We start from the raw sequence: 13,061 nt of genomic DNA, 5'->3' as shown, positions 1-13,061 counted from the left end.
ACTTATTGCTAAATCGGGATTTCAATTCTTGTTGGCCCACTAGGGCTCGAACCTAGACTCTTCTGGACCAAAACCAGACGTGTTGCCAGTTACACCATGGGCCAATCTCTAATTGAGGATGCAAATTTACAATTAACTTCTACTTTTGCAAACATTTTGTAAAGAAAAAACACAATTTTTCATTCGTCTTTTACAAAGAACATCTTTTTAATTGATAATGAAGTAAATCTAATGCCATGCTATTGAAAATTTAAACAAACAAAATCTGCAATATCAAGCCTATTATAGCTTTAAACAATTATAAGAACAAATTTCAACCTTCAAATAATCATATTTATAGCGTGTTCAAATTTTAGAGCTTGTGTAAAAGTTATAGTTTGATTTTCTATAGTTCCTTTTAGATAGATTTTAGTTTTTGATAATGCAGATTTAGTGGGCGAAATCAAGTATTCAATGGTTAAAAGATACTAAGTAGAGCATGAAAATACAACCAAGAAAAATAAATACTTCCAAAATAAATATTTCGCTAAAATTTAAACAGGCTCTTATTAATACGATAACTCAAAATAAAAAACATCAGCCTAAAAATAAATGCAACGAACTGATTATACTGTTATTATACTTTATATACAGTAAATAAACTTTCATATCAAGAAGCTTAATTAAATAGTACAATAGATAAAAATTGATATTTTTTCATTACTTTTAAAAAAGTCAAAGCAAATGGTTAATTTTGCAGGTAGAATTTCAATATATTATGTCAGGAACTTTAAATAAAGTGATGTTAATCGGTCACTTGGGAGACGATGTGAAAATGCATTATTTTGATGAAAAAAATTGCATTGGCAGGTTTCCTTTGGCCACCAACGAGACGTACATAAGCAAACAAACCAACGAACGCGTTACCAATACCGAATGGCATAACATTGTAGTACGCAATAAAGCCGCCGAAATATGTGAAAAATACTTAAGCAAAGGCGACAAAGTTTATATTGAAGGACGCATCAAAACAAGAAAATGGACTGATGATAAAGGCATCGAACGTTATTCTACCGAAATTCACTGTACAGATTTTACATTTCTGACTACAAAATCAGAAAGCCAAGAAAATCATTCAAATCAGGGACCATCTTCAATAGCTCCTAATAAAAACATTGAAGAACCCGAACAAAATGACGATTTACCATTTTAAAACATCTAACTAATTCATTGGTCTTGGATCCCGAACCCACGCAATTCCTAATCTTTCTAGCTTCCGATAACTTCTCGTTAATTATAGGAGTTATTTCAATACTTATATTACTCACGTGTTCCGCACTAATTTCGGGTGCAGAAGTTGCTTTTTTCTCTTTAACAAGAGCGGATATTGACAATGGATTGCAGCAAAAGTCTGTCGCATTCCAAATTATCTCAAAACTTTTGGAACGTCCTAAAAAATTATTGGCAACCATTCTCGTTGCTAATAACTTTATCAATATTGCAGCGGTATTGCTCTTTGCCACTTTAAGCGAAATTGTATTTGAAGGACGAAATATGGTAGTCCAGGTTTTAGAATATAAAATAGATCTTGCATTTATTTTTGATGTGGTTGTTGCCACTTTTCTGATTTTGCTTTTTGGTGAAATCCTTCCAAAGATTTATGCCAATAGAAATAGGATAAAGTTTGCAACATTTATGGCACAACCCATTAAAGTCCTAGACGTTCTATTTTCGCCAATAAGTTTACCCATGCGCTCCATCACACTCGGAATTCACAACAAATTAGGCAAACAGAAATCCAACATCAGTGTCAACCAACTATCTCAAGCTTTAGAGCTAACGGATGAACATGAAACGACCATGGAAGAGCACAAAATACTACAAGGCATCGTCTCATTTGGAAACACTTACACCAAACAAGTGATGCGTCCTCGTATTGATATTTTTGCTTTATCCGTGGACCAAAAATACTCCGAAATTATATCTGAAGTTGTAGAAAATGGGTATTCAAGAATTCCTGTTTATAAAGAAACCATTGATAATGTTGTGGGCGTCCTCTACGTTAAGGATCTTTTACCTTATATAGACCGAAAACAATTTGATTGGATCACCCTGCTGCGCGAACCTTTTTTTGTGCCAGAAAACAAAAAACTGGATGATTTAATGGCCGAATTTCAAGAGAAAAAAGTCCATCTTGCGGTCGTGGTTGATGAATATGGAGGCACTTCTGGGATTGTTTCTTTAGAAGACATTATTGAAGAAATTGTTGGAGATATTAGTGATGAGTTTGACGATGACGATTTAATCTTCACCAAAATTGATGACTACAACTATACCTTTGATGGTAAAACCACGTTAAAAGAATTTTATAAAATCATCGATCTTGATGACGAATCTGATTTTGAAAACCATAAAGGAGAGGCTGAAACCATTGCTGGTTTTGTCCTTGAAATCTCAGGAGTTTTCCCAAGACGAAACAGCAAGATAAATTTCAAAAATTACGCATTCACTATTGAGGCTTTGGACAAAAAGCGCATCAAACAAGTAAAATTCACCATTTTAAAATGACAAAATTCAAAGTTTTAGCCCTTGGATTCATAGCTTGCATTTGTTTTTCGTGCGGCAATGACCCAGTCCCTAAACCAAAAGGGTATTTGCGATTGGATTATCCACCAGCAAAATATATAGAAACCGAAAACGATTTGCCTTTTATATTCGAAAAAAACACCTTGGCACCACACGTAAGAAAAGTCAAAACCGATGAAAAAACAGGATCTTTAGGAATCAATATTGATTATCCGGCGTTAAAGGGCACCATCTACCTCACTTATATAAAAGTAACCGATGACAACCTAATGACATTGATTCGCGAATCACAAAACCTTACCCAAGAACACACTCAAAAAGCAGATATCATTGAAGGCAATCTATACGAAAACCCAGAACATCGGGTTTATGGTATGTTCTATGAAATTGGTGGTAATGCCGCATCGCAATCTCAATTTTATGTTACGGATAGCATCAACCATTTTCTAAATGGATCGCTTTATTTTTACGCCAAACCAAATTATGATTCCATCTTACCTGCTGCCGATTATTTAAAAAAGGACATCAGGCACATCATGGAAACCTTAAAATGGAAATAAGCAACTTCTACTTTTGTAAATTACAATAATCATTATATTTGCTAAACTTTTCAACACAACACATGAAATACAAGAGAATTCTACTCAAACTATCAGGCGAGGCTTTAATGGGAAACAGACAATACGGAATTGATCCGCAACGCTTGTCTGAATATGCCGAAGACATTAAGTTAATAACCGATTTAGGAGTTGAAGTAGCCATCGTTATTGGTGGTGGAAATATTTTTAGAGGTGTTGCAGGAGCAAGCCATGGCATGGATCGCGTTCAAGGTGACCACATGGGCATGTTGGCAACAGTTATTAACGGATTGGCATTACAGAGCGCATTGGAAGATGCAGGAATCCCAACCCGCTTACAATCGGCAGTTCATATCAACCAAGTAGCAGAGCCATTTATAAGAAGAAAAGCCATGCGCCATTTAGAAAAAGGCCGTGTGGTAATTTTTGGCGGCGGTACCGGAAATCCTTATTTCACAACCGATTCTGCTGCAGTTTTAAGAGCCATAGAAATTGAGGCCAATGTCATCCTAAAAGGCACTCGCGTAGATGGAATTTACAATAAAGATCCTGAAAAAGATACCTCTGCTGTAAAATTTGACCATATTACTTTTGATGATGTTTTGAGCAAAGGCCTAAAAGTGATGGATACTACAGCGTTTACCTTGAGCCAAGAAAACGAATTGCCAATTATAGTTTTTGATATGAACAAGAAAGGGAATCTTTTAAAAGTGGTTTCTGGAGAAAAAATCGGAACAACAGTCAATCTTTAATCTAACGGGAATTAAAAAATTGACTGATTTTTAAAATGTTTTAGAAATTAAAAATAACAACGATGAACGAAGACATCATATTTATACTAGATAGTACAAAAGAAGCTATGGGCAATGCCATCAAGCATCTTGAAAAGCAGTTTGCAAACATCAGGGCAGGAAAAGCAAGCCCAGCCATGTTGGGCAGTGTTATGGTTAATTATTATGGCGCTCAAACACCATTAAGCCAAATTGCCAACATAAATACCCCAGACGGACGAACCATAACCGTACAGCCTTGGGAAAAAAAGATGATCCAAGAAATTGAAAAAGGCATACAAATCGCAAACTTGGGCTTTAACCCAATGAACAATGGCGATTTGATCATCATTAGCGTTCCGCCATTAACTGAAGAACGTCGTCGCGAATTGGCCAAACAAGCGAAAGCGGAAGCCGAAGACGCCAAAATTGGGGTGCGAAGTGCACGGAAAGACGCTAATACCGAAATCAAGAAATTGAGTGATGTATCCGAAGATATTCAAAAAAGTGCTGAAAATGAAGTACAACAATTGACCGATAAATACGTTAAAAAAATTGATGAAGCCTTAGAAGTAAAAGAAAAGGAAATCATGACCGTATAAATTTAAAGCGACTCAAAAGTCGCTTTTTTTAACGTTAAAACAATTATCGATCCTTCGTTTTATGCAAAAATACTGTGCTCTCCTTTTATTTTTTATTTTTATCTACTCAGCACAGTCGGAGGTTGCTGTCAAATCTGGCGACACATTAACACTTGTTTATCAGGACTCTATCAGAAAAAGCAAGTTCTTTAAACAGCTCGGAAATGGTTTCTTCCCGACAAAATATATTGATATTGATCTTAGATATCTCATAAAATACAACCAATACGAAGGAATAAGAACAGGCCTGGGCGGAAGAACCAACGACCAATTATCGGACAAATACCGGATGAACGGCTATCTCGTTTACGGTTTTAAAGATCATAAATACAAGTACAGCATTGGCGGTGGTTTTAGATTATCAAAAGCCTCTTCCACTTGGGTAAACTGGTCCTATACCGATGATTTGCAAGAAACAGGAAGCTCTACTTTTTTAACGGACAAACGCTTCTTTTCATTCTTTGAACCGCGATTACTGAATATTAGCCTATTTCATCATCACATTACAAAATCCATTTCACTCGAACATCGGATCACGCCTTATTTACTATCAGACACCAACCTCTCAAGGAGTAACATAGACCCAACTTATGACTATACCTTTTTTGTAGACGACACGGTTTTTGAGAAATTCAGAATGAGTATTGCAAAAATATCTTTGCAATGGAATCCGTTCAATACCTTTGAAAAGGTTGATGATGTTGTGGTAGAGAAAGAAGGATTTCCAAACTTCACACTTCAAGTATCCAAAAGTTTTAAAGGTGTACTTGACAGTGATTTCAATTTTACCAAAGTCGATTTTAGGACCATTTACAAATTAGACCACAATACCCAAGGTTCTTCTTTTTCTGAAGCCTCATTAACGGGTGGATTAGCCAAAGGTCAAATTCCATTGACCAATATGTACCATGCCTATCCTAATAATATCAATAAACTTACCATTTTAAATCGGTTTTCCGTAGCCGGTATCAACAGTTTTGAAACCATGTATTTTAATGAGTTTTTTTCAGATCGATTTGCAACACTTCAACTTAAACATCATCTGAAACCTTTTCATATTTCAAAGCACTTCCAACCCCAAGTGGTATTGATTTCACGATTTGCATTAGGAAACATGAGTGCCATAGATCGCCATCAAGGCATTACTTTTGGCACGCTTAGCAAAGGTTATTCGGAAGCCGGTCTTGAATTGAACAAAATTATTCTTGGTTTCGGATTAAGTTTTGCTTACCGCTATGGTGCTTATCATCTTCCTAAGCTTACCGACAATGTCGCACTGAAATTTACTTTTAATCTTTCGCTATAACCCCTTTCAAGGTTTTAATTGCTATTTCTCCGTTTTAAATTGACACATCAAGATTCAAAACAGCAATTATCATCCTTTTCACCCCTATTTTCCCCTTTAAACATTGAAACCTTATAGGCTTTTTTTATCTTTGCACACTTAAATTTATGACCATGACATCAAAAACTGTTGCAGAACTATTAAGGGCCGATTTTAAATCGGAAGACGTTGACATCAAAGGCTGGGTGAGAACCTTTAGAGCCAATCGTTTTATCGCTCTAAATGATGGATCGTCACTCCATAATATTCAATGTGTTGTTGATTTTGAAAATACCGACGAAAAAACATTAAAACGTATAACTACTGGTGCAGCCGTACATATTATAGGTCAGTTGACAGAAAGTCAAGGCAAAGGACAATCTGTTGAAATTCAAGTAGAAAAGATCGTTATTCTAGGTGATTCTGATCCGGAGACGTTCCCGATCCAACCTAAAAAACATTCCTTTGAATTCTTACGCGAAAATGCCCACTTGCGTACCCGAACCAATACGTTTAGTGCCGTGATGCGCTTGCGCTCATCACTTTCATTTGCCATTCATCGTTATTTTAATGAAAACGGATTTTACTATATGCACACGCCAATCATTACAGGAAGTGACGCTGAAGGTGCAGGCGAGATGTTTCGAGTGACTACATTAGATCCTAAAAATCCGCCACTAACTGATGATGGTAAAGTAGATTATAAAGAAGATTTCTTTGGAAAGGAAACCAATTTGACCGTTTCTGGACAATTGGAAGCTGAAGCCTATGCCATGTCATTAGGTAAAGTATATACTTTTGGACCAACTTTTAGAGCTGAAAATTCAAATACTTCACGCCATTTAGCCGAATTCTGGATGATTGAACCTGAAGTTGCTTTTATGGATTTGGCGGGTAACATGGATCTTGCCGAAGATTTTTTAAAGTATGTTTTAAAATATGTTTTAGATCATAATCTTGAAGATCTGGAGTTTTTAGAGCAACGTTTATTAGAGGAAGAAAAATCAAAACCTCAAGCAGAACGTTCGGAAATGAGTTTGATTGAAAAACTGAAGTTTGTTATCGACAATAACTTTAAACGTGTCAGTTATACCGAAGCGATTGATATTTTGATGGATTCAAAACCTAATAAAAAGAAACAATTCAAATATCTTATTACAGAATGGGGTGCGGATCTTCAAAGTGAGCACGAGCGTTTCTTGGTTGAAAAACACTTTAAACGCCCGGTGATTTTATTTGATTATCCAGCCAATATCAAAGCATTCTATATGCGTTTGAACGAAGATGGAAAAACCGTTCGCGCCATGGATATTTTGTTCCCAGGTATTGGCGAAATGGTTGGAGGATCACAACGTGAAGAACGCTTGGAGGTTTTAATTGAAAAAATGAAAGCCTTAAATATTGATGAGGAAGAATTGTGGTGGTATTTGGAATTACGCAAATACGGTACTGCCGTGCATTCTGGTTTTGGACTTGGTTTTGAGCGTTTGGTAATGTTTGCAACAGGAATGGGCAACATCCGCGACGTGATTCCTTTTCCGAGAACGCCTCAAAATGCAGAATTCTAAAAAATTAAAAAGTTCTTACGGCTCGATTCTTTTGAACCGTAAGAACTTTAAAAACATAAAGTTTTTACAAAACAATCTACATTTTTCACTTATATAGATTGTTTTTTCTATTTTTAAAGACAAACCTATTGCACTTATGCTTAAACAGTATTTACAGTTCAAATTATCACAAAAGTTGTCGCCGCAACAAATTCAGCTCATGAAGTTGATTCAGTTGCCTACACAAGCATTTGAACAACGTTTAAAGCAAGAAATGGAAGAAAACCCAGCTTTGGAATCGGGAAAGGAAGATGATGATTATGAGGACAAATTTGACGAATTTGACAATACTCAGGACGATTACGAAGAGAACGAACAAATTGGGGAAGATATTAACGTTGACGAATATTTGAGTGATGATGATATTCCGGATTATAGAACCCAAGTCAATAATTACAGTGCAGATGATGAGGATAGAGATATTCCATTTGCGGCGGGCACTTCTTTTACGCAATATTTAAACACGCAATTAAACACCTTTCGGCTTACGGACGAGGAACGCGATATTGCCGAATTTTTAGTAGGCAGTGTTGATGACAGCGGTTATATCAGGCGTTCATTATCGGAAATTACTGATGATTTGGCCTTTACTCAAAATGTGTTTACGGATGAAAAATCAATAGAAAAAGTGCTCCATATTGTCCATCAATTAGATCCGGCCGGTGTTGGTGCACGTAACCTTCAAGAATGTTTGAGTATTCAACTACATCGCAAGGAAAAAAATCCGGATGTGGAATTGGCCATTCAAATTATTGATACTGCTTTTGATCAGTTTACGAAAAAACATTATAAAAAATTAATTCAAAAATTCGATATTACAGAATTACAGCTCAAAGATGCCATTGATGAAATTGAGCGTCTTAATCCTAAACCAGGTGGTTCGTATGCAGGCAATAATCGGGTTGTAGAACATATTGTCCCTGATTTTGCTATTAGGATTGTAGATGGCGAATTGGAATTGACACTTAATGGCCGAAACGCGCCCGAACTTCATGTTTCTCGTGAATATACAGACATGATGAAAGGCTATAAAGAAGCCAAGGACAAGACCAAATCACAAAAAGATGCGGTGCAGTTCATCAAACAGAAATTGGATGCTGCCAAATGGTTTATTGAAGCTATCAAGCAACGTCAACAAACTTTATTTGTTACCATGAGCGCCATTATGCATTATCAAAAGGAATATTTTTTAACTGGAGACGAACGTAAACTGCGCCCAATGATCTTAAAGGATATTGCTGACGAAATTGAAATGGATGTTTCAACAGTATCACGAGTTGCCAATAGCAAATATGTAGATACACCATATGGGACGAAATTGATTAAGGAATTCTTTTCGGAATCCATGACCAATGATCAAGGTGAAGAAGTGTCGACCCGTGAAATTAAAAAGATTCTGGAAACCGTTATTGAAGATGAAAATAAACGCAAACCACTAACTGACGAGCGATTGGCGTCGATCTTATTAGAAAAAGGCTATCCTATTGCACGGCGTACGGTAGCAAAATACAGAGAACAATTGGATATACCTGTGGCACGTTTACGAAAACAATTATGATACATTATCTTTTAAAGAGTATCTCCTACATTTTTCATCCATTAATTATGCCTTTGCTAGGGCTTGTCTTCTATTTCACTAAAACACCACGTTTTATTCCAGAACCTGTGATAAGAGCAAAGGTCTTTTCCATTACAATTTTGACCATTATATTACCAATACTTCTGTATTTTTTACTCAAAACCATTAGACAAGTAGAATCATTAGATTTAAAAACGACCAAAGAACGTATCATTCCGCTAATTTTAAACGTATTCATTACCGGCCTTATACTCAACAGGGTTTTACCTCACGATGAAATACCTGAATTATACTATTTCTATTTAGGCATTCTATTTTCGTCATTAGCTTGTTTGATACTGGCTATTCTTAGGTTTAAAGCAAGTATCCACATGATTGGAAGTGCAGGTTTTTTTATGTTTGCCGTGGCTTTGAGCATCCATTTTAAAATCAATATCAATGGAAGTATTGCCGTAATGTGCATTATTCTTGGCGCCATAGCGACGTCCAGATTGCATTTAAAAGCACATACCAATGCCGAATTACTTATGGGACTTTTTATAGGACTTGTACCACAACTGCTATTATTGAATTATTGGCTTTAAGAAAATGTGCTAAATTGCGCAAAAAAGGTCTTTTATGGTATCGTAAATACAAGCTATAAGTGCGCCATAAAGCCGACCCCAAATCCAAAAGTTTTTAGCTTAAAATCCGATTGGTCATAAAATTTAGTAATGCCATGGTCATAATCAACCTCGGCTATAATAGATAATCTGTTAGTCAATTGGAAAGAAACCCCAGCACCTATTTGAATGGCTAAAGCATAGGAATTATCAACAACATCTTCATTAAGTGAAAATAAGTTATTAACACCAAACTTGCCATAAGGTTTCAAACTATCCTTTAGAAAATAGTATTTTAAAGTCAACGGAACTTCTATGAATTTAAAATCGACTTTCTGAGGAGTTGGCGCAACGATATACTCACAGACCGCACAGTAAAAGGTGCCTTCAAAATCTTTATCAGAATAATTAACGCCAGTATTTATGGACAAGTTTGACTTTAACAAATATTCAAAGCTCAATCCAACACTATAATTTGTTTGATTATAATTGGCAAAATATCCAGTGTACTCGTCAAAACTAAAGGTTTTAGAGATTGAATTATCTTCAGTTTTGGCTAATAATCCAATTTTGAATTTAGAAGGATTAGATTGTGCGTTTATGCTACTACTAGAAAGACACAAAACAGTAAAAAGGAGAAGCATATTTTTCATAAACCCATTTTAATTATAGATACTTGAAATAGAAAAAGGTTGCGTCAGGGTCAAATAAATATTTTACAGAATATAAAATATCAAACCTACCTTTATATTGTTCATATCAATAGATTTACCTTCAAGTTGTGCATCTTTATTAAATATAGGATTCAAGCCATAATACACGCTAAAATTCCATGTAGAATACCCAGCACTCAGAGTCAATCCATACTGGAACTTATTAAAGTCATCAATGCTGTTCAATCTGATATCATCAATACTACCCGTAAATTTAGACGAATTATAAAGCACATAACCAAATTTCACACCGGTATAAATACGCCAAAACTTATAGTCTGTGGCAGTAGATGTACGCCATCTATACTGTAATGGAACTTCGATAAGATAGGTTGTAAACTTATTCCGTTTAACGGTAATCTGGCTTTCATCAATGATTTGATAATTAAAATGCCCATCACTATTTTTAGAAATAAGCATATTCTGGTTGTAGGAATTTACCGATAATCCAAGTCCAACTCCGAAAGCTTTATTTCGACGTTCATTAAATGGAAAATCTCTAATCACGCCAAAATGAATGCCACTCGAAAATCCACTTTGTTTGATTTCCTTTGGCCTATTTTCTAAAAAATTATAAGTTACGGAGAAATAAAACTGATCTTCCCGATAGTTATTATCGACCAAAACAGAGTCTATAGCTTTTCCATTTTGGGCAAACAACACAGGCGTCAGGCAAGAGAATACAACAATAAGAAAAGTGGTCTTCATTCTACAAATATAAATGATAATCTTATACATTGAAGTTTAGACAAAAAAAAGCATCCTAAAAATTTAGGATGCTTTAAATACAATTTAACTAATAATCTAATTTCCTTTATTGGAAGAAATATCTCCTTTTCTGGTTGTATAGTTTATTTTTAAGGCGTTCTCTTTTCTGAGTTCCTGCTTAACGTCAGATACAATCCCCATATTGGCGGCTTCATCAACTTTAAGAGCCACAGTCAATAGTGGTATCAACTCTTCTCTTTTAGACGCTCTTTCAGCAGCCACAAAAGATCTAATATCAACCAAGTCCGCAAACTTGTCATTCAATTGGATACGTGCTTCTTTACCAAACTGGTTTTGAAAAGCTTCCGTAGGTTTTCCAATATAAATATACATTACCAAATCCTTCTTTTCAAGCTTTTCCACCTGATCGGCATATGGTAAGTGATTTTCAATCTTTAGTGTCGTTTCCCGCATTGTTGTCGCCACCATAAAGAAGAATAATAGCATAAATACAATGTCAGGTAATGACGCTGTTGAAATTGCTGGTAAATCGCCTGACTTCTTTTTATTAAATTTGGCCATATTGATGTTTTTCTAAATTATTATTGAACTTCTGATAGCTTCTGAGGGTATTCAATTTTAACTCTCTCAATTCTCTCTTTCAGAGCTACTTTATCCCCTGTCCAATTGACATCACTATAATTAGCTTCCATTTCTTTCAAAGTCTTTCCATAAAGCTCGGTAGCTCTACGATCTCTCAATTGATTATAGGCTGCTACCAATTCATTTTGAACAGAGATATAAGTAGCATACTTGGTTTCTCTATCACTCTTCAATGAAATAATTGCTTTGTCCGGATTATCTGATGAATGTGGATCCTTTTTTCCTTTACAATAGGTACAGTCATCAGGTGCCACTCCTCCACCATTATCCAAAAACTCAACGGCTGCCTTTCGTAAATCTTTTAGCTCCATTAACTGATCTTCGACCAAAAGTTGGTTGTGTCTGTTAATATTTACCGTAAAGATATTTCGCTCTCTAATAACTGGTGGTTTTACTTCACTGTCATCTATTGGAGGTAATTTTCTATTTAAACCCGTATCCGTTTCAATGGTTGTTGTTACCAAGAAAAAGATAAGAAGTAAGAATGCAATATCAGCCATTGATCCTGCATTAACTTCGGGTGCTGATCTTTTTGCCATAATTACTTAGATAAATTTTTCAGTCCTGCCCATACCAAGGTTCCAGCCGCAACTATAATAAGAATATAGAAGGACACTAAACCTGCACTTACTAATCGCGATTCATTTTCTGTTACCGGAGCTCCGTCGTAAATATAGTTACCTGCATCGGCACCACTAGATACCATATATGAGACAATCAAAATAGCCAAGAAGGCCCCTGCTCCTATTAATGCACTTTTTAAGGTATCAGTTCTAACAAACAGGTTTTGGATCACAAAAAATAAAACAAAACCAATAGTCAATGCAAAAATAATGTAAGTAACATAAGTTATTGGATCCATGATGGATGTGTCTCCATCAAGGGCAGCAGCTGTAATTGCATCATCACCCTTTGCAATAATCATTATTAAGAAAATGATTCCTGCAAGGCCAAGAAGTCCAGCTACTATCTTTAATATTTTATATAAATTCATAATTTCACTTAGTTTCTAAGGTTTATTTTTTGTATCTCACAAGCATATCCATCAATGTGATAGATGCATCTTCCATATCGTTAACGATACTGTCAATTTTCGCAATGATATAGTTGTAAAATACCTGAAGGATCATCGCTACAATAAGACCAAATACTGTTGTTAAAAGTGCTACTTTAATACCACCCGCAACAAGTGAAGGCTGCATATCTCCAGCGGCTTCAATCTTATCAAAAGCTTGGATCATCCCGATTACCGTACCCATGAACCCTAACATTGGCGCTAGAGCGATAAACAACGAAATCCAAGATACGTTT

The 13,061-nt window shown here is 35.6% G+C and carries 15 protein-coding genes and 1 tRNA gene; 9 read left to right on the top strand and 7 right to left on the bottom strand.

Annotated elements, in window-relative coordinates; translation table 11 throughout:
* Positions 1-31: 31 nt before the first annotated feature.
* Positions 32-104, bottom strand: a tRNA-Gln gene (locus VNJ50_RS08330).
* A 653-nt stretch (positions 105-757) separates the two neighbouring features.
* Between VNJ50_RS08330 and VNJ50_RS08325 the strand changes: the two genes are divergently transcribed.
* The 9 genes from VNJ50_RS08325 (at position 758) to VNJ50_RS08285 (ending at position 9,648) form a co-directional block, all read left to right on the top strand.
* A complete protein-coding gene (locus VNJ50_RS08325; protein WP_325580834.1) occupies positions 758-1,192 on the top strand; it encodes a single-stranded DNA-binding protein in 435 nt (144 codons plus the stop codon).
* Positions 1,193-1,215: 23 nt separating this feature from the next.
* Entirely contained in the window at positions 1,216-2,547 is a 1,332-nt protein-coding gene (locus VNJ50_RS08320; RefSeq protein ID WP_325580832.1) for a gliding motility-associated protein GldE, read from the top strand.
* The gene (gene gldD / locus VNJ50_RS08315) at positions 2,544-3,125 is read left to right on the top strand and encodes a gliding motility lipoprotein GldD (RefSeq protein ID WP_325580829.1); all 582 of its coding nucleotides are present in this window, start codon (positions 2,544-2,546) and stop codon (positions 3,123-3,125) included. The genes VNJ50_RS08320 and gldD overlap by 4 nt, the downstream gene beginning before the upstream one ends.
* A gap of 62 nt (positions 3,126-3,187) precedes the next feature.
* Positions 3,188-3,895, top strand: coding sequence for a UMP kinase (gene pyrH, locus VNJ50_RS08310; protein ID WP_325580827.1), 708 nt, complete (start codon positions 3,188-3,190; stop codon positions 3,893-3,895).
* A 62-nt stretch (positions 3,896-3,957) separates the two neighbouring features.
* Positions 3,958-4,515, top strand: coding sequence for a ribosome recycling factor (frr, locus tag VNJ50_RS08305; protein ID WP_325580825.1), 558 nt, complete (start codon positions 3,958-3,960; stop codon positions 4,513-4,515).
* A 61-nt stretch (positions 4,516-4,576) separates the two neighbouring features.
* Positions 4,577-5,860 carry a hypothetical protein gene (locus VNJ50_RS08300; RefSeq protein WP_325580823.1) on the top strand — a complete coding sequence of 428 codons (1,284 nt, stop codon included), beginning with the start codon at positions 4,577-4,579 and terminating at the stop codon, positions 5,858-5,860.
* 152 nt (positions 5,861-6,012) lie between these two features.
* The gene (gene asnS / locus VNJ50_RS08295; protein ID WP_325580821.1) at positions 6,013-7,446 is read left to right on the top strand and encodes an asparagine--tRNA ligase; all 1,434 of its coding nucleotides are present in this window, start codon (positions 6,013-6,015) and stop codon (positions 7,444-7,446) included.
* Between the two features lie 136 nt (positions 7,447-7,582).
* Positions 7,583-9,043, top strand: a complete 1,461-nt coding sequence (gene rpoN, locus VNJ50_RS08290) for an RNA polymerase factor sigma-54 (protein ID WP_325580819.1) — start codon at positions 7,583-7,585, stop codon at positions 9,041-9,043.
* The gene (locus VNJ50_RS08285; RefSeq protein ID WP_325580818.1) at positions 9,040-9,648 is read left to right on the top strand and encodes a hypothetical protein; all 609 of its coding nucleotides are present in this window, start codon (positions 9,040-9,042) and stop codon (positions 9,646-9,648) included. The genes rpoN and VNJ50_RS08285 overlap by 4 nt, the downstream gene beginning before the upstream one ends.
* Positions 9,649-9,701: 53 nt before the next feature.
* Here VNJ50_RS08285 and VNJ50_RS08280 read toward each other — a convergent pair whose 3' ends face one another.
* The 6 genes from VNJ50_RS08280 to VNJ50_RS08255 all read right to left on the bottom strand — a co-directional run.
* Positions 9,702-10,319 carry an outer membrane beta-barrel protein gene (locus VNJ50_RS08280; RefSeq protein WP_325580817.1) on the bottom strand — a complete coding sequence of 206 codons (618 nt, stop codon included), beginning with the start codon at positions 10,317-10,319 and terminating at the stop codon, positions 9,702-9,704.
* Between the two features lie 63 nt (positions 10,320-10,382).
* The gene (locus VNJ50_RS08275; RefSeq protein WP_325580815.1) at positions 10,383-11,087 is read right to left on the bottom strand and encodes a porin family protein; all 705 of its coding nucleotides are present in this window, start codon (positions 11,085-11,087) and stop codon (positions 10,383-10,385) included.
* Positions 11,088-11,183: 96 nt separating this feature from the next.
* Positions 11,184-11,669: a biopolymer transporter ExbD gene (locus tag VNJ50_RS08270; RefSeq protein WP_325580813.1), complete on the bottom strand. Its 486-nt coding sequence runs from the start codon at positions 11,667-11,669 to the stop codon at positions 11,184-11,186.
* Between the two features lie 20 nt (positions 11,670-11,689).
* Positions 11,690-12,289: a biopolymer transporter ExbD gene (locus VNJ50_RS08265; RefSeq protein ID WP_325580811.1), complete on the bottom strand. Its 600-nt coding sequence runs from the start codon at positions 12,287-12,289 to the stop codon at positions 11,690-11,692.
* Positions 12,290-12,291: 2 nt separating this feature from the next.
* A complete protein-coding gene (locus VNJ50_RS08260) occupies positions 12,292-12,744 on the bottom strand; it encodes a hypothetical protein (RefSeq protein ID WP_325580809.1) in 453 nt (150 codons plus the stop codon).
* Positions 12,745-12,766: 22 nt separating this feature from the next.
* The coding region (locus tag VNJ50_RS08255) for a MotA/TolQ/ExbB proton channel family protein (RefSeq protein ID WP_325580807.1) at positions 12,767-13,061 on the bottom strand (295 nt) is incomplete at its 5' end.

The sequence above is a fragment of the Gelidibacter sp. genome (genome assembly GCF_035577925.1).
Taxonomy (GTDB): domain Bacteria; phylum Bacteroidota; class Bacteroidia; order Flavobacteriales; family Flavobacteriaceae; genus Gelidibacter.
Note: the sequence above shows the minus strand (reverse complement) of the source record. Positions and strands in the feature narration are given on the sequence as shown.